Consider the following 16,330-nt stretch of genomic DNA (forward strand, 5'->3'; position numbering starts at 1 on the left):
CGCCCGGCAAGAGGCTCAGCCCAGCCGATCCTTGACGCGCGGTCCCGCGGCGCCGAAATCCATCTGACCCGTGTAGCGCGCCTTCAACGCCGCCATGACCTTGCCCATGTCGCGGATCGTCGCCGCGCCGGTTTCGGCGATGGCGGCATCTATGGCCGATGTCACTTCGTCATCGCTCAACTGGCGCGGCAGGAACTCCTCGATCACCTTGATCTCGGCCTGTTCCTTTTCGGCAAGCTCAAGGCGCCCGCCTTCCTCGTATGCGCGCGCGCTTTCCTGCCGCTGCTTGACCATGCGGCCGAGGATCGCAAGAACCTCTGCATCGCCAACGGCGCCCTCGCCGCCTTCGCCGCGCGCGGCGATATCCTTGTCCTTGATGGCTGCATTTATCAGCCGCAACGTCGAAAGCCTGTCCGCATCGCGCGATTTCATCGCGTCTTTCAGAGCGGCGGCAATCCTGTCCCGCATGATCATCCGGTGTCCCATCCCCATGAGGTTCCGAAGGCCCACAATACCTGCTCCGCTTTCGTGATACAACCGTACAGTTTTCGGCTAACCAATTGAAAAATATAGGTAAGCTAAATCGCGCCGAGCCCCTTGACCACGACCTGCCATTCCCCTTAGTTTCCGCAGGATTTGAGCATCGGGAGTCGCGCCATGCCGCAAAGCCATGAGCCCACCGCAAGACCCACGGCCTGCATCGCGCTTGCCGACGGAACGCTGTTCTTCGGCCATGGTTTCGGTGCGACAGGAGAGACGGTGGCAGAGCTGTGCTTCAACACGGCGATGACCGGCTATCAGGAAATCATGACCGATCCATCCTACGCGGGACAGGTCGTGACCTTCACCTTCCCCCATATCGGCAACGTCGGCGTCAATCCCGAGGATGACGAGGCAGCAGAACCCGTTGCGGCCGGGATGGTCGTCAAATGGGACCCGACCGCGCCCTCGAACTGGCGCGCGGCCGAAGAACTGACGGCTTGGCTCACGCGCCGCGGACGCATCGGGATCGGCGGGCTGGACACGCGCCGTCTGACCCGCGCCATCCGGCAGCAGGGTGCGCCCCATGTGGCGCTGGCCCATGACCCGTCCGGTAACTTTGATGTCGCGGCGTTGGTCGCCAAGGCCCGCGCCTGGTCGGGGCTTGTCGGACTCGATCTTGCCAAGGACGTGACCTGCGCACAGAGCTATCGCTGGGACGAAACCCGCTGGGCCTGGCCCGAGGGCTATACGCGGCGGGAGGGCGACGGGCTTCGCGTCGTCGCGATCGATTACGGCGCAAAGCGGAATATCCTGCGCTGCCTCGCGTCGGCGGGCTGCGACGTAACGGTCCTGCCGGCTTCCGCAACCGCCGAGGACGTGCTGGCACTGAACCCCGAGGGCGTTTTCCTTTCGAACGGTCCCGGTGACCCCGCGGCGACCGGCGAATACGCCGTGCCGATGATCCAGGGCGTTCTGAAGCACGATCTGCCGCTCTTCGGCATTTGCCTGGGCCACCAGATGCTTGCGCTTGCACTGGGTGCCAAGACGATAAAGATGAACCACGGCCATCACGGTGCCAACCACCCGGTCAAGGACATCGAATCCGGCAAGGTCGAAATCACGTCCATGAACCACGGCTTCGCGGTCGACAGCCAGACGCTGCCCTCTGGCGTGGTGGAAACGCATGTCAGCCTGTTCGATGGTTCGAACTGCGGCATCCGTATCGCGGATCGGCCCGTGTTCTCGGTACAGCATCACCCGGAAGCAAGCCCTGGCCCGCAGGACAGTTTCTACCTGTTCGAACGGTTCGCGCAGGCGATGCGGGCACGACGCGCCGCCTGATCCCGTTAACGCGGCGTTAACCGACCGCGTGCAGCATGGCTCTCGTTCCGGACGGAGAAGTCATGCCGCGCTCTAAACGAAGGGTCGTATCCGTTGCGCGCCCCCCGCTGCCGATGGCCGTTTCCGACGGTCCGCGTGCACGCGAACGCCCAGGTCGACCGCCGCTGGGCCGTATCCTTCTTGAGCGCCGCGCGGTCGCGCCGGGAAACATGCTCAGGGCGCTTGCGCTGCAAGCCCGCCACGATGCGCGGCTTGGTGACATTCTGCTTTCGCGCCGCTGGGTCAGCGAACATGACCTGACCAGGGCCTTGTGCGAACAATGGGGCACCGAAGCGGCAGATCTGTCTGCAGAGCCGCCGGACTCGCGGCTGGTGGACCTGGTGGGACCCGAACGGTGTTTGGCCGAGGCCGCCGTGCCCTGGCGCCGCATCGGGGCCGTCACCGTGATCGCGACGGCTCGGCCCGAAGACTTCGACAGGGTGCGGCGTGACATGGCGCCCCTCATCGGGTCCTGTGTCATGGCGATCGCCCCTGAATCAAAGATCCAGGCCGCCATCGCGGATTCGGGCGCGCGCAGCCTGGTCCGCAGGGCCGAAACGCGCACGCCCGAACGTGAAAGCTGCCGCGCAATGGGATCGGCACGGGCCGCGCGGGCAGGATGGGTCGTCATCGCCTGCCTGGTCGGCCTTACGTCCTTCGCGCCGCGCGCGGTCTTTGTCGCATTTGCGCTCTGGGCGATCGTGACGCTTTTCCTGACCTCGGCGCTCAAGGCCGTCGCCTTCTGGGCGGAGTGGCGTGCCCTTCAGCGACCTCTGCCCCCTTCGGCTGGCCGATCGGACGCGAAGTTGCCCGTCGTATCCGTCATGGTCCCGCTGTTTCGCGAAGACGACATCGCGCCGCGCCTTGTCGCGCGTCTGGGGCGGATCGACTATCCGAGGGAACTGCTCGACATCGTGCTTGTGGTCGAGGAGGTCGACATTCACACACAGGCCGCATTGTCGGCAGCCAAGCTGCCCACGTGGATGCGCGTCGTCCTGGTTCCCGACGGGCCGATCAGAACCAAGCCGCGCGCGTTGAACCTTGCGCTCGACTTCTGCCGGGGTCGGATCATCGGTGTCTGGGACGCGGAGGATGCGCCAGAACCGGGCCAGATCCGTCAGATCGTTCGCCGCTTCGCTGAAGCAGGGCCACGCGTCGGCTGCCTTCAGGGCGTTCTTGACTACTACAACGCTGACCACAACTGGCTGACGCGGTGCTTCACGATCGAGTACGCCGCATGGTTCCGCGCGATGTTGCCCGGTCTTGCGCGACTTGGGCTTGTCGTTCCCTTGGGCGGCACGACCGTCTTCTTTCGAAGGGAGGTTCTGGAGAACCTTGGGGGCTGGGATGCCCACAACGTGACCGAGGACGCCGACCTGGGACTGCGGCTGGCGCGGCACGGCTATCGGACCGAGCTTGTGCCGACCGTGACGGAAGAGGAACCGAATTCGCGGGTCGTGCCGTGGATTCGTCAACGGTCACGCTGGCAGAAGGGCTACGCCATAACCTGGGCCGTGCACATGCGTGATCCGTCCCGGCTGTGGCGCGAGCTTGGCGCGAAGCGATTCATCGGGATCCAGATCCTGTTTCTGGGTTCGCTGTCCCAGGCTGTGCTGGCGCCGATCCTGTGGTCATTCTGGGCGCTGAGCCTGAAGCTGCCTCACCCTTTTGCACCGCTGTCTGACAGTGGATGGATGACAGCGCTATGGTCGCTTTTCTTGGCCAGCGAGGCGGTCAGCCTTGTGGTTGCGGTCTGGTCGCTGAGGGAGCCCAAGCACAGGCACCTGATCAAGTGGGTGCCGCTCCTGCATCTCTACGCGCCACTCGCCTCCCTTTCCTCGTACAAGGCGATCTACGAGGTGGTGGCAAAACCGTTCTACTGGGACAAGACCGCGCACGGCATCATCGACGGCGCGCCCGGCGCGGGTCCGGAGGCAACGCCGCGGGCCGAGGGCACAAGGCCGATCCTGATCCGGCTGCGCGGGCGCGTTCCGACTCCAGCTTCGGCGCTAAAGGACATCGCCTGATCGCTTTGGGCGCCCTGCTCAGGCCGCGTGGCTGATCAGGCGGCGCGCTTCCTCGGCGATCCAGCTTTCCTCATCGGCGGGATGGATCAGCGCCATGATCGGGGATCCCGGTCTATCCAGCCGGCGCGCGCCTGCGGCGTTGTTCTCGGCATCGTAGGCAAGCCCCATGTAGGCAAGACCGTCAAGGATGCCCGCCCGAACACGGGCCGAGTTTTCACCAATTCCGCCCGTGAAGACGACCGCATCGCAGCCGCCCATGTCGGCGATCATCGCGCCCGCGTGGTGCACGGCCCAGTGGACGAAGTGATCGAGCGCAAAGGTGGCCTTTGCAGTCTCGGCGCGCTCAAGAACTCGCATGTCGCTGGCTCCGCCCAGCCCCTTGAGGCCGCTTTCGCGATTGAGAATCTGGGCCGCCCGCTCGATCCCGACGCGGCGGGCGAGATCCAGCACGGCGTTTCCGTCGATCTCCCCCGTGCGGGTTCCCATCGTCAGCCCGCCAAGTGGCGAATACCCCATGGTGGTCGCCGCCGACCGCCCGTCAAGAATGGCGCACAGGCTTGCCCCGTTCCCCAGATGCGCCGCCAACAGACGGCGGGGCAGCTGAACGCCACTCGCCGAAGGCAGGCGCGCGGCAAGGCTTGCATAGGAAAGACCGTGAAAGCCGTAGCGACGGATGCCGCGCGTTTCCGGAAGGTCGGGCAGGGCATAGCGCCAGCCGATCTCCGGGATGGTCGCGTGAAAGGCGGTGTCGAAGCAGGCGACCTGACGCAGGTTCGGCCAGGCGCGCCCGATGGCAGCGATGACGGCAAGGGCGGGCGGGTTGTGCAGCGGGGCAAGCGCCGCCGCCGCCCGAGCGCGCGCAAGCACATCTGGCGTCAGCTCGCACGAAGCTGTCAAGTCGGGCCCACCGTGCACCACCCGATGCGCCGCCGCGCCAAGGGTCGCCGGGTCGAAACCGTCAGCGCGCGCCGCGTCAAGCAGAGCGGACAGCGCGCCGGCATGATCGGCCAGCGCCGCCGTCCGCGATTGCCCCCGCAAGACAAGCTGCGAGGTCCCGCCGATCTCGGCGGCGACGCCGGTGAAAAGCGTTGCTCCGCTGCTGTCGAAAATGCGGATCTTCAGGGACGAAGACCCGGCGTTCGCGACCAGGATCGGCGCCTTCGCCGGGGCTTCGCGCATGGGTCAGACCTGCTGAGGGCGCATGTCGGCTGCGTCGATGCCAGCGACCTCGACGGGCTTCTTCATCGCGTCGCGCCGGAACGGCTCGCCCAGCTCCTGGTTGATCATCGCCTCGATCAGCGTTGTCTTGCCATGTTTCATCTGGTCCTCGATCGCTTTTGAAAGTGCCGCGGTCAGTTCCTCCATCGTCCGCGCAACGACGCCCTGAAGTCCGCAGGCCGTGGCGATACCGGCATAGGAAACCTTTACGTCCAGCTCGGTGCCGACGAAGTTGTCGTCGTACCAAAGGGTCGAGTTGCGCTTTTCCGCGCCCCACTGGTAGTTGCGGAAGACGATCTGGGTAATCGCCGGCCACTCCTCGCGGCCGATGGCGGTCAGTTCCGTCACCGCGATGCCGAAGGCGCCGTCACCCGAAAAGCCCACGACTGGAACGTCGGGGCAGCCGATCTTGGCGCCGACGACCGAAGGCAGGCCGTAGCCGCAGGGGCCAAACAGGCCGGGGGCAAGATACTTCCGTCCCTGTTCGAACGACGGATAGGCGTTGCCGATGGCGCAGTTGTTGCCAATGTCGGAAGAGATGATCGCATCTTTCGGCAGTGCGGACTGGATCGCCCGCCAGGCCATGCGCGGGGACATCCAGTCGGGCTTCGCCGACCGCGCGCGCTGGTTCCAGGTGGTGCCGGGATCGTCGTCTTCGTGATCCATCGAGGAAAGCTGCTGGGCCCAGGCCGATTTGGTGGTCGCGATCAGGTCCAACCGGGACTGGCGCCCTTCGTCGCCCGCCGCCGGCGTCAGCCTGTCAAGGATCGCTGTCGCAACCTTCCTGGCATCGCCGACGATGCCGACCGTCACCGGCTTGGTCAGCCCGATGCGGTCTGGGTTGATGTCGACCTGGATGATCTTGGCTTCGCGCGGCCAGTAGTCGATGCCGTAGCCCGGCAGAGTCGAGAACGGGTTCAGCCGCGTGCCCAGGCACAGGACCACATCGGCCTTGGCGATCAGTTCCATGGCGGCCTTGGATCCGTTGTAACCCAGCGGGCCTGCATGCAGCGGGTGGGATCCCGGGAAGGCGTCATTGTGCTGATAGCCGCAGCAAACCGGGGCGGAAAGCCGCTCGGCCAGCGCCTTGGACGCCGGAATCGCGCCGCCGATGACGACGCCCGCGCCGTTCAGGATCACCGGGAAGCGCGCGTTCGACAGAAGCTCTGCCGCGCGATCAAGCGCGTCCTCGCCGCCCGCCGGGCGCTCGAAATCGACAATGGCGGGCAGGGCGATATCAACGACTTGGGTGAAGTAATCGCGCGGCATGTTGATCTGCGCAGGGGCGCTGTTGCGCTTGGCCTGCATGATGACGCGGTTCAGAACCTCGGCCACGCGGGTCGGATCGCGCACCTCTTCCTGGTAGCAGACCATGTCCTTGAAGGCCGCCATCTGCTCGACCTCCTGGAAGCCGCCCTGGCCAATGGTCTTGTTGGCCGCCTGCGGCGTCACAAGCAAAAGCGGCGTGTGGTTCCAGTAGGCGGTCTTCACCGCGGTGACGAAGTTGGTGATGCCGGGCCCGTTCTGGGCGATCATCATGCTCATCTTGCCGGTGGCGCGGGTGTAGCCATCGGCCATCATCCCGCCCGACCCTTCGTGCGCGCAGTCCCAGAAGGTGATGCCCGCCTTGGGGAAAAGGTCGGAGATCGGCATGAAGGCCGAGCCGATGATGCCGAAAGCATGTTCGATCCCGTGCATCTGAAGCACTTTGACGAAGGCTTCCTCGGTGGTCATCTTCATGATCTTGTCTCCGGTGTTGCGGTCTTTGCCACAGGTCTGGTGTTTTCAGGGTGGAGATCCGGCCGAATCTGCCCCGGTCTGCGGGGGACGTTGTCAGACCTGTGCCCGGATCGTTATATCCAGAGTGACTTAGATACCGTTCCAGATCGGGTGGTTGGAATGTCCTCGGCGGACCGCATCGCGGCGGAAATGTTCTTTGTGGATCGTCGGGATGGCCGGACGCTGCAGATGCAGTTGGCGACTTCGATCATCGCGACGATTCTCGACACGCGCGCGGGCGCGGGAACGCGCATGCCCTCAAGCCGCAAGCTTGCTGAATATCTGGGCGTTTCCCGGCTGACCGTGACGCTGGTGTACCAGGAGCTTGTGGCCCGCGGATACCTGGACGCGTTGCCGCGGTCCGGTTTCGTGGTGTCCGAGCGTGCGCCGCAAAGGCGCATCGACCAGCCCCCGAGGTCGCGTCCGACCCGTGAGGTGGATTGGAGTGAATGGCTTCCGCGCAGGCTGGCGGCGCGTCGGCAGATCCTGAAGCCGCATAACTGGCGCAGCTACGACTTTCCGTTCGTATATGGCCAGGTGGATCCCAGGCTGTTCGACCATAGCGCCTGGCGCGACTGCGCCCGCCGCGCGCTTGGCACGCGTGACTTCACGGGACTGGCCGACGATCAGCTGACGCAGGACGACCCGGTCCTTGTCGACTACATCCGCAAGAACACGCTGCCCCGTCGGGGCATACGCGCCGCCGCGGACGAAGTCCTTATCACGCTGGGCGCTCAGAATGCCCTTTGGATCGCAGTGCAACTGCTGGCGCGGTCGGATCGCACCGCTGCCGTCGAGGATCCGGGCTTCCCGGATTTCGCCGAGGCGCTGCGCTATGCCCGCATGCCGATCGAGTACGTGCCCGTGGACGGGCAGGGGCTTGATCCAGCGGCGCTGTCGGACCGGGTGGGGCTGGTCATCGCGACGCCCAGCCACAACATCCCCACAGGCGCGACGCTTCCGCGCGCGCGCCGGCTTGATCTTCTGCGGCGCGCGGATGCGCAGGATTTCCTGGTCATTGAGGACGATTACGAATTTGAGATGAGCTTTCTTGAGCCCCCTTCGCCGGCGCTGAAGTCGCAGGATGCAGGGGGACGCGTGATCTACATCGGAAGCTTCTCGAAGTCGCTCTTTCCCGGACTGCGGATCGGCTACATGGTGGCCCCGCCAGAGTTCATCCGGGAGGCGCGCGCGCTGCGCGCCATGATGTTGCGCCACGCGCCCGGCCACATGCAGCGCGTCACGGGCTACTTTCTGGCGCTTGGTCATTACGATGCCCATGTCGTACGCCTGCGCCAGACCTTCCGCCGCAGGCGCGAGGCAATGGTCGCGGCGCTGGAGAGAACCGATTTCGAGATTCTGGGCGCTGCGCGGCACGGTGGGTCCAGCCTGTGGGTCGCGGCCCCGGAAGGCATCGATAGCGGATTGTTGAACCAGCGGTTCAGCGAACAGGGGGTGCTGGTGGAGCCTGGCCATCCGTTCTTTGCCGAACCGCCCGAGCCCTGTCGCTATTTCCGCATGGGCTATTCCTCGATCGACGAGGGGCGGATCGCCCAGGGGGTCGCGCGGATGCAGTCATGCTTGACCTCGGCGCTTGCCCGGTAGAAGGGGCCGCCGATCAACCGCCGCCGGGTGGCGAAGGCTGGACAGAGGCATATCCCAGGATGTGATCCAGAACGCGCGCGGCCACGCTGCCACGCTGCGCGCGGCGGTTGGCGATGAAATAGCTCCAGGGGCTGGGCGGGCGATGCGGCAGCGGTTCCGCCAGCAGGCCGCGCACGAGGTAGGTCCGGCACAGCGAACTGAGCGCCACCGTCGCGCCGAAGCCCTGCGCCGCCAGTTCCAGCGATATGTTGGACGAATTGGTCTTGAACGGCGTGTCGATCTCCTGCGAGGTCAACCCCATCGCCTGCGCGAAGATCGACCAGTATTCCTGCCGCCCCGCCACGAGGATCTTGGGGATCTCGGAAAATCCGCCCGGCCGGGCAAGCGCGGCAGCCAAGGCCGGGGCACAGACCAGTGACAGGGTTTCTGGCCAAAGCATATGCGCGCCGGACGGGACCGCATCATCGCGATGGACCGAGATCACAAGGTCGGCGATCGGATCTTCGTCGCTTTCCCAGACGGTGCCGTTGATGACCAGGTCAACGTCCGGGTGATCGGCGTGGAAGGGCGCAAGGCATTCGGGAAGCCAGTTTTCCGCAAGGCTCATCGGACAGGCGATCACGACCGAGCGGTCGCGCGAGGTCGTCGCGATCGCGTCAGTTGCCGTGTCGATCAGCGCGAGGCCCTGACGCAGCGTGGGCAGAAATGCCTCTCCCATCTCGGTCAGCTCGATGCTGCGCGCGTTTCGCACGAAAAGATCGCGCCCCACGTATTTTTCAAGCGCGCGGATATGGGTGCTGATCGCGGCTTGGGTATAGCCCAGTTCTTCCGCCGCCTTGGTGAAGCTCAGGTGACGGGCGGCGCATTCGAACGAGCGGATGAAATTCAGGGGTGGTGGCGGGCGCGACATGGTGACCTCGCATTCGCGGGCAGAAAACCGTTGGAACGGCCGATTGGCAACGAATAATTTATGAATAGGGCACGAATTTATCGCGTGATCTGTCCGACGCGCAAAATAGTCTTGCCAAGACGCTCATACCGGGGAGGTTCCGATGCGCGATGAAGGCAGCCAGGCCGTTCTGAAAAAGGTTCAGGACTTCGTGCTTGGACTGACGCCCGATCAGATCCCGGAAAGTGCGATGGAACGCGCCGCGCTGATGCTGCTCGACACGCTGGGGATCTGCGCCGCGGCATCGCCGATGGAGGCAGGCCTGATCGCCCGCCGCGTGGCAACGCAGCTGTATTCGACCTCTGACAGCACGACGGGCGCCCGCATGCTGTTCGATGGCCGAACCGTCAGCCTGGCCGGCGCGGCCTTCGCCGCAGCGACGCAACTGGACAATCTTGATGGGCACGACGGCTACAACCCGACCAAGGGACATATCGGTGTCGTGGCCTTGCCCACGCTGGCGGTTCTGGCGCAGCACATCCCTGGTCTTGCCGGGCGTGACGCGTTGACCGCCTTGATCGTCGGCTACGAAATCGCGGGACGTGCCGGGATCGCGCTGCATGCGACGGTCAGTGACTATCACACCTCCGGCGCCTGGAACGCGCTGGGCGTTGCCGCGATGGCCGCGAGACTGCGCGGGCAGACGCCCGCCATGCTGCGCGAGGCACTTGGCATCGCCGAATATCACGGCCCCCGCAGCCAGATGATGCGCGAAATCGCGACGCCGACGATGCTGCACGACGGTTCGGGCTGGGGCGCGCTTGCCGGCATGACGGCGGCGATCCTGGCCGAAGAAGGCTTCACCGGCGCCCCCGCAGTGACGGTCGAAGCGCAGGAGGTCGCGCCCTGCTGGGACGACCTTGGCCGCTTCTGGCAGATCGAGCATCAGTATGTGAAGCCTTATCCGATCTGCCGCTGGGCCCATGCCGCGATCGATGCCGCGCGTGAGCTGAAGCTGGCACACGGCTTCACGCACGAGGACATTGAAGGGCTGACGATCCGCAGCTTCAACTACGCGGTCGAATTGTTCCCTGGCGTTCCCGACACTACGTCGAAGGCGCAGTACGCCTTGCCGTTCCCGGTCGCCGTGATGCTCGTGCATGGCGAAATCGGCCTGCAACATATCTCCGGTCCCGGACTCGCCGACCCGGAAGTCGCCCGGCTGGTCGGGCTGACCCGGCTTGAGGCGACGCCCAGGCACGAGGTGCGCTACCCAGGTGGCCGTTGGGCGGATGTGGAAATACGGCTGAAGGATGGACGCGTGCTTCAGTCGGTCGACACGCACGCCCGTGGCGGACCGGAACGGCCATTCGAGCGCCAGGCGGTGCTGGACAAGTTCATGGCCTTTGCGGTTCCCGCTTTGGGTTTCGCGCGCGCCGAGGCAATCCGCGACGCGACGCTCGCGCTGACCGGACCGGGCAGCCGCTTCGACCGGCTTGGGTCGCTGATCGTCGATCCGCTGTAGCCGGCAGGCCCGGACCACGAAATTTCCGGGGCCTATGACGGCAATTAATTTGTAAAGCACTTCCCCCCGGCGGCGCCTATTGTGCCGCCCGAACGTGCCCCCGTGGCGCACTGAATCATGTCTTGGAAAGGAAGCCCCATGCGTTCTCATGCACAGGCGGTTGTCATCGGCGGTGGCCTTGTCGGCTGCTCGATCCTCTATCACCTCGCGAAGAAGGGGTGGACGGATGTCGTGCTTCTGGAGCGGTCCGAGCTGACCTCGGGCTCGACCTGGCATGCCGCGGCCAACATCCACGGCTTGCACGACGTCACCAACATTTCGCGCCTGCAGCACTACACGATGAAGCTTTACAAGGAGCTCGAGGCCGAGACCGGCCAGGGCTGCGGCATCTTCCAGCCGGGTTCGCTTTACCTGGCCCAGACCGAGGCGCGCGAACACCAGTTGCGCATCCAGGCCGCCAAGGCGCGCCGCTACGGCATGAACTTCCACGAAGTCAGCCGGGATGAGGCCGAGCGCCTGCACCCGCTGGTCGACTTCGACGGCATTCGCTGCATCATGTACGAACCCGATGGCGGCAACGTCGACCCGTCGGGCGTGACCCATGCCTATGCCACCGGCGCGCGCCAGATGGGCGCCGAGATCCACCGCTTCACCCCCGTTACCGGAACCGAGCAGCAACCTGACGGCACCTGGATCGTGCGTACCGAAAAGGGCGACATCGCGACGCCCTGGGTGATCAACGCCGCCGGGCTCTGGGCGCGTGAAGTGGCGAAGATGGCGGGCCTCGACCTGCCGCTCATGCCCACGGAGCACCAATACTTCGTCACCGAGACCATCCAGGAGATCGCCGACCTTGGCCGCCGCCTGCCGTCGGTCGCGGACCGCGACGGCGAATATTATCTGCGCCAGGAAGGGCTGGGCCTGCTGGTCGGCGCCTACGAGAAGGACATGAAGTTCTGGGCCGAGGACGGCACGCCCCAGGGCTTCGGACACGAGCTTTTCGCCGATGATCTGGAACGGATCGAGCCCAACATGATGCGCGCCATCGACCGGGTGCCGGCGGTGGGCGCGGCGGGCATCAAGCGCGTGATCAACGGTCCGATGATCTGGTCGCCTGACAGCTCTGCGCTTTTTGGCCCGATCCCCGAACTGACCGGCTATTTCTGCTGCAACGGCATCATCCCCGGCTTCTCGCAATCCGGCGGCCTTGGCAAGCTTGCCGCCGAGTGGATCGTTGAGGGCGAACCGACGCTGGACATGTTCGGCTGGGATCTTGCGCGCTTCGGCAACTGGGCGACCAAGGCCTTTACCAAGGCTCGGGTTCAGGACCAATACTCCCACCGCTTCAAGATCCACTTCCCGAACGAGGAACGCACGGCCGGCCGTCCGGTGCGCACCCGCCCCGCCTACGAGTTGCAGAAGGGCATGGGTGCGATCTTCGGCCTGAACTACGGCTGGGAACATCCCCTCTGGTTCGCGGCCGAGGGCGAGCCGGACCATGAAACCTACGGCTTCACTCGTCAGAACTGGTGGGTTCCGGTGGGCCGCGAGGCCAAGATGCTGCGCGACAGGGCAGGGATCATCGACATCTCGAACTTCGCGAAATACTCGGTCATGGGGCCGGGAGCCGAGGACTGGCTGAACGCGCTGTTCGCCAATCGCATGCCAACCCAGGTTGGCCGGTCCTGCCTGACGCCGCTGATCGGCAAGCGTGGCGGCATCGCTGGCGACTTCACCGTGACCCGGCTGGGCGCCGAGGAATTCCTGATCGTCGGCTCGGGCATGGCGGAGCGCTTCCATCAGCGCTTCTTCCGCCAGATCCCGCTGCCCGAGGGCACGACTTTCGAAAGCCGGACCGAGGCCATGTGCGGCTTCAACGTCGCGGGGCCGAAGTCGCGCGATCTTCTGGCGCGGCTCACCAACGCCGACCTGTCGAACGAGGTTTTTCCGTTCATGCGGTCCGCCCGCATCACCGTCGCGGGCGTGGAGTGCGTCGCGATCCGTGTCAGCTTTACCGGTGACCTTGGCTGGGAACTGCACTACGACGCCGCCGACCAGGTCACGCTGTATTCCGCGCTGCTCGAGGCCGGCAAGGAGTTCGGCGCAGGCCCGGTGGGCAGCCGTGCGCTGATGAGCTTGCGTGTCGAAAAAGGCTACGGGTCGTGGGGACGCGACTACAGCCCGGAATACTGGCCGCAGGAAAGCGGTCTGGCGCGGCTGGTCAAGGCGGACAAGGATTTTCTGAACAAGGACGCCTGGCAGCGGATCGCCGGGGAACCGGCGCGCGACGTGATGACGATGCTTGAAATCGACGCGACCGAGGCCGACGCGACCGGGGCGGAGCCCGTGTTCCTTGCCGATGGCACTCCGGCAGGGCAGGTCACGTCGGGCGCCTACGGCTATTCCGTCGGCAAGTCGCTTGCGATCGCCTATCTGAAGGCGGGACTGGCGAAGCCCGGTGATACCGTCGAGGTGGCGATTCTGGGACGGCCGCATACCGCCCGCGTGCTGGCGGAACCGCCCTTCGACCCCGATGGCAGGCGGCTTCGCGACTAAGCCGGCAGAGCTAGAACCGCGCGCGCAGTGCCTTCACCCCGTCGGCCAGAACGGCCAGATCGACGCCGACGGCGGTGAAGGTGGTGCCAAGCTCCATGCAGCGGCGCGCGAAGGCTTCGTTCAGCGTCAGGATGCCTGACGGCTTGCCGATTTCCTTGAGCCGGGTGATCGCACCTTCGATCGCGGTAACGACCTCGGGGTGCCCCGGGTTGCCGGGATGGCCAAGGCTGGCGGCAAGATCCGCGGGGCCGATGAATATTCCGTCGACGCCCTCGACAGCCGCGATCTCGTCCAGCGCGTCCAGCGCCGCGCGCGTCTCGACCTGCAGAACCAGGCAGATTTCAGCATTCGCGCTGGCGATGTAGTCGTCGACCGCACCATACCGGCTGGCGCGCGTCATGCCTGCGACGCCGCGAATGCCGGCGGGTGGATAGCGCACGGCACGCACCGCCGCGCGCGCCTCCTCGGCCGACTGGATGTAGGGGAGAACAAGCGTCTGGGCGCCGAAATCAAGGATGCGTTTTATCAGCACGGGATCGTTGAAGGCGGGGCGCACGACCGGGCTGACCTCGGGCCAGGCGGCCATCGCCTGAAGCGCGGGCAGGACCTCTACGGCCTCGACCGGGCTGTGCTCGGTGTCGATCACGACCCAGTCAAATCCGCAGCCTGCAAGCAGCTCGGGCACGGTGTTGCCGCCGATCGTGTTCCACAGGCCGATTTGCTGGCGCCCGGCCTGCAACGCCGCCTTGAACCTGTTCCTCGGGTTCTTCATGGTCCGCCTCCTTCCATCAACTCCGCCTTGCCCCGCAGTCATCCCGCCAGAAGCGTCGCGACCCGCCGGACGGCAAGGGCGTAGCCTTCGACCCCGCAGCCCGCGATCACACCTTCGGCGCGCAGGGACACATAGGAATGATGCCTGAATGATTCCCGCTTGTGGATGTTCGAGATGTGAACCTCGATCACCGGCCCCTCGAAGGTGTTCAGCGCGTCAAGAATAGCGACCGAGGTGTGAGTCAACGCGCCGGGGTTGATGACGATCGCGGCGGCTCTTTCACGAGCCTCCTGTATCCAGTCCACGATCTGGCCCTCATGGTTCGACTGCCTCAGTTCCACGGACAGGCCGAAGTCGGCGGCGACGGCCGCGCAGTCCTTGGCGACGTCTTCAAGGGTGGCGTGGCCGTAGATTTCCGGCTGCCGCTTGCCAAGCAAGTTCAGGTTCGGGCCGTTCAGGATGTGGATGGTCTTGGTCATTTCGGTTCCTCGGGATTGGTCGGCCGGTCGGGGGCGCTGCTGCGGGACGGTGTTCGCTTCGGCGTATAGGTCTGAAAGCGACGCATCAGAAGCGCGCCATCGTGATTTATCTGATCGCGCAAGAGTTGACGTGCCCGATCGGCGTCGCGCCGCACCGCTGCAGCCTCGGCGATCGCGGCGTACTGGGCGACCATATCATGCGGCGCCGTATCGCCGCATAGTCGCCGGTAACGTTCGCCAAGTGTCAGCAGCATGCGGCAGAATTCGGACAGAATGGGCAGGCCGGCCCCGTCGACCAGCGTCTGGTGAAAGTCGGTGTGCGCGCCTTGCCATGATGCAAGTCTTGTCGGATCGGCGCGGTTCAAGCGGTGCAGCGCCGCCATGACCGCCGCCTCCCAATCCAACCCCGCGGTTTGTGCCGCGATGCCCGCCGCAAGACTTTCCGTCTCGGACCGAAGCCTGGTAATCTCTGCCAGGTTCGCCGCCGAAACCTCGGTTGTGCGGTAGCCGCGCTGGTCTTCGAACTGGACAAGGCCGGTGCTCGTGAGCCGTGCCAGGGCTTCCCTCAGCGGACTTAGCGAGACGTGATGGCTTTCGCGCATCCGATCAAGGTTGAGCTTTGCGCCCGGACGCAGGTCCCCGCTGAGGATGGCCTCGCGAAGATCATCCACAAGGCGGCTTGCCCGCGTTGCCTTGGCTGGATTTTTCGTCGCCTGCACCGGGGCTCTCTGTCCGCTTCACCACACGCTGGTCAGTTTAATCGATTTTGGGTCGGATGCTATGATGGAATTGCGTTCTCGGCTATCAATGTTCGAAGCCCGTTGAAACGGAGAAACCAATGCATCCAAGAACCGAGTCCGGCCTTGTCGGGCAGGACGTCTACCGCGCCATCCGGCGTGACATCATCTTCGGGCAGCTCGAAGCGGGCGCCAAGCTGCGCCTGGAAAAGATGAAGGCCAGTTACGGCGCCAGCGTCTCGACCATCCGCGAGGCGTTGAGCCGGCTCGTGACCGAGGGTCTGGTCGAGGCGGCAGGCCAACGCGGTTTCTCCGTGGCCGGCATGTCGGACACGGAATTGCGCGAAATCGCGGATCTCAGGATTCTGGTCGAAAGTCATGCGCTTGGTCTGTCCATTGCTGCCGGCGACACCGAGTGGGAGGGGGCGATCGTCGCCGCCCATCACAAGCTGAGCCGCATGGAAGAGCGGATGGCCGCAGGGGACATGTCGGTCAGGGAAACCTGGAAGCAGTACGACTGGGAATTTCACCAAGCGTTGATCCTCGCGTGCGGGTCGCGCGCGCTGATGGAGGTGCATGGAACGATTTTCGACAAGTATCTACGCTACCAGATGCGGCGCCTGACATATCGCGGTGAAACTGCGTCAGCCGAACACCGCGCCTTGCTGGAGGCCGCGCTGGATCGGAATGCACTCCGTGCCCAGGAGATACTGCGCACCCACATCGAGGGCGGCGTCGCCCACAGCCTGAGCCGGAGTGTCGTCCACGGGAGATGAATAATCGATGTTTTATTGAAATATCGGCTATAAGCGACTGTGCTCTATGAAATCATATTCACTGGTTGATTGAATCGCGTTTGCCCTTATGCTCGCTCGAATTC

The 16,330-nt window shown here is 65.0% G+C and carries 13 protein-coding genes; 6 read left to right on the forward strand and 7 right to left on the reverse strand.

Annotated elements, in window-relative coordinates; all coding sequences use genetic code 11:
• Positions 1 to 15: 15 nt before the first annotated feature.
• On the reverse strand, positions 16 to 474 hold the full coding sequence (locus OEW28_RS13400; protein WP_263735270.1) for a GatB/YqeY domain-containing protein: 459 nt from the start codon (positions 472 to 474) through the stop codon (positions 16 to 18).
• A gap of 183 nt (positions 475 to 657) precedes the next feature.
• Between OEW28_RS13400 and carA the strand changes: the two genes are divergently transcribed.
• The gene (gene carA / locus OEW28_RS13405) at positions 658 to 1,824 is read left to right on the forward strand and encodes a glutamine-hydrolyzing carbamoyl-phosphate synthase small subunit (protein WP_263735271.1); all 1,167 of its coding nucleotides are present in this window, start codon (positions 658 to 660) and stop codon (positions 1,822 to 1,824) included.
• A gap of 113 nt (positions 1,825 to 1,937) precedes the next feature.
• Positions 1,938 to 3,890: a glycosyltransferase gene (locus OEW28_RS13410; protein WP_263735272.1), complete on the forward strand. Its 1,953-nt coding sequence runs from the start codon at positions 1,938 to 1,940 to the stop codon at positions 3,888 to 3,890.
• Positions 3,891 to 3,908: 18 nt separating this feature from the next.
• On the opposite strand, the gene OEW28_RS13415 is transcribed toward OEW28_RS13410, so the two are convergent.
• Together OEW28_RS13415 and xsc are read right to left on the reverse strand one after the other, a co-directional pair.
• Positions 3,909 to 5,069, reverse strand: coding sequence for an acetate/propionate family kinase (locus OEW28_RS13415; protein ID WP_263735273.1), 1,161 nt, complete (start codon positions 5,067 to 5,069; stop codon positions 3,909 to 3,911).
• Positions 5,070 to 5,072: 3 nt separating this feature from the next.
• Complete coding sequence (gene xsc / locus OEW28_RS13420) at positions 5,073 to 6,848, reverse strand: sulfoacetaldehyde acetyltransferase (protein ID WP_263735274.1); 1,776 nt, start codon at positions 6,846 to 6,848, stop codon at positions 5,073 to 5,075.
• A 159-nt stretch (positions 6,849 to 7,007) separates the two neighbouring features.
• Here xsc and pdxR point away from each other — a divergent pair, with 159 nt between their 5' ends.
• Complete coding sequence (gene pdxR / locus OEW28_RS13425) at positions 7,008 to 8,492, forward strand: MocR-like pyridoxine biosynthesis transcription factor PdxR (protein ID WP_263735275.1); 1,485 nt, start codon at positions 7,008 to 7,010, stop codon at positions 8,490 to 8,492.
• 13 nt (positions 8,493 to 8,505) lie between these two features.
• Here pdxR and OEW28_RS13430 read toward each other — a convergent pair whose 3' ends face one another.
• Entirely contained in the window at positions 8,506 to 9,402 is an 897-nt protein-coding gene (locus tag OEW28_RS13430; protein WP_263735276.1) for a LysR family transcriptional regulator, read from the reverse strand.
• Positions 9,403 to 9,544: 142 nt separating this feature from the next.
• Between OEW28_RS13430 and OEW28_RS13435 the strand changes: the two genes are divergently transcribed.
• Positions 9,545 to 10,906, forward strand: coding sequence for an MmgE/PrpD family protein (locus OEW28_RS13435; protein WP_263735277.1), 1,362 nt, complete (start codon positions 9,545 to 9,547; stop codon positions 10,904 to 10,906).
• A 138-nt stretch (positions 10,907 to 11,044) separates the two neighbouring features.
• The gene (locus tag OEW28_RS13440; RefSeq protein WP_263735278.1) at positions 11,045 to 13,462 is read left to right on the forward strand and encodes a GcvT family protein; all 2,418 of its coding nucleotides are present in this window, start codon (positions 11,045 to 11,047) and stop codon (positions 13,460 to 13,462) included.
• A gap of 10 nt (positions 13,463 to 13,472) precedes the next feature.
• On the opposite strand, the gene OEW28_RS13445 is transcribed toward OEW28_RS13440, so the two are convergent.
• From OEW28_RS13445 to OEW28_RS13455, 3 genes are read right to left on the reverse strand one after another with little or no spacing between them, the layout of a single operon-like run.
• Positions 13,473 to 14,234 (reverse strand): aldolase/citrate lyase family protein, encoded by a 762-nt coding sequence (locus OEW28_RS13445; protein WP_263735279.1) that lies wholly within the window; start codon positions 14,232 to 14,234, stop codon positions 13,473 to 13,475.
• A 38-nt stretch (positions 14,235 to 14,272) separates the two neighbouring features.
• Positions 14,273 to 14,713 (reverse strand): type II 3-dehydroquinate dehydratase, encoded by a 441-nt coding sequence (gene aroQ, locus OEW28_RS13450; protein WP_263735280.1) that lies wholly within the window; start codon positions 14,711 to 14,713, stop codon positions 14,273 to 14,275.
• Positions 14,710 to 15,432: a GntR family transcriptional regulator gene (locus OEW28_RS13455; protein ID WP_263735281.1), complete on the reverse strand. Its 723-nt coding sequence runs from the start codon at positions 15,430 to 15,432 to the stop codon at positions 14,710 to 14,712. The genes aroQ and OEW28_RS13455 overlap by 4 nt, the downstream gene beginning before the upstream one ends.
• A 119-nt stretch (positions 15,433 to 15,551) precedes the next feature.
• Here OEW28_RS13455 and OEW28_RS13460 point away from each other — a divergent pair, with 119 nt between their 5' ends.
• Entirely contained in the window at positions 15,552 to 16,226 is a 675-nt protein-coding gene (locus OEW28_RS13460; RefSeq protein WP_263735282.1) for a GntR family transcriptional regulator, read from the forward strand.
• Positions 16,227 to 16,330 lie beyond the last annotated feature (104 nt).

This window comes from Albidovulum marisflavi (assembly GCF_025751435.1).
GTDB lineage: Bacteria > Pseudomonadota > Alphaproteobacteria > Rhodobacterales > Rhodobacteraceae > Albidovulum > Albidovulum marisflavi.

Excerpts from the sequence above, each read along its gene's own strand:
- OEW28_RS13430 (WP_263735276.1), bottom strand. The coding sequence starts at position 9,402 with ATGTCGCGCCCGCCACCACCCCTGAATTTCATCCGCTCGTTCGAATGC.
- OEW28_RS13415 (WP_263735273.1), bottom strand. The coding sequence starts at position 5,069 with ATGCGCGAAGCCCCGGCGAAGGCGCCGATCCTGGTCGCGAACGCCGGG.
- aroQ (WP_263735280.1), bottom strand. The coding sequence starts at position 14,713 with ATGACCAAGACCATCCACATCCTGAACGGCCCGAACCTGAACTTGCTT.
- xsc (WP_263735274.1), bottom strand. The coding sequence starts at position 6,848 with ATGAAGATGACCACCGAGGAAGCCTTCGTCAAAGTGCTTCAGATGCAC.
- pdxR (WP_263735275.1), top strand. The coding sequence starts at position 7,008 with ATGTCCTCGGCGGACCGCATCGCGGCGGAAATGTTCTTTGTGGATCGT.
- OEW28_RS13410 (WP_263735272.1), top strand. The coding sequence starts at position 1,938 with ATGGCCGTTTCCGACGGTCCGCGTGCACGCGAACGCCCAGGTCGACCG.
- OEW28_RS13460 (WP_263735282.1), top strand. The coding sequence starts at position 15,552 with ATGCATCCAAGAACCGAGTCCGGCCTTGTCGGGCAGGACGTCTACCGC.
- OEW28_RS13445 (WP_263735279.1), bottom strand. The coding sequence starts at position 14,234 with ATGAAGAACCCGAGGAACAGGTTCAAGGCGGCGTTGCAGGCCGGGCGC.
- carA (WP_263735271.1), top strand. The coding sequence starts at position 658 with ATGCCGCAAAGCCATGAGCCCACCGCAAGACCCACGGCCTGCATCGCG.
- OEW28_RS13400 (WP_263735270.1), bottom strand. The coding sequence starts at position 474 with ATGATCATGCGGGACAGGATTGCCGCCGCTCTGAAAGACGCGATGAAA.
- OEW28_RS13440 (WP_263735278.1), top strand. The coding sequence starts at position 11,045 with ATGCGTTCTCATGCACAGGCGGTTGTCATCGGCGGTGGCCTTGTCGGC.
- OEW28_RS13435 (WP_263735277.1), top strand. The coding sequence starts at position 9,545 with ATGCGCGATGAAGGCAGCCAGGCCGTTCTGAAAAAGGTTCAGGACTTC.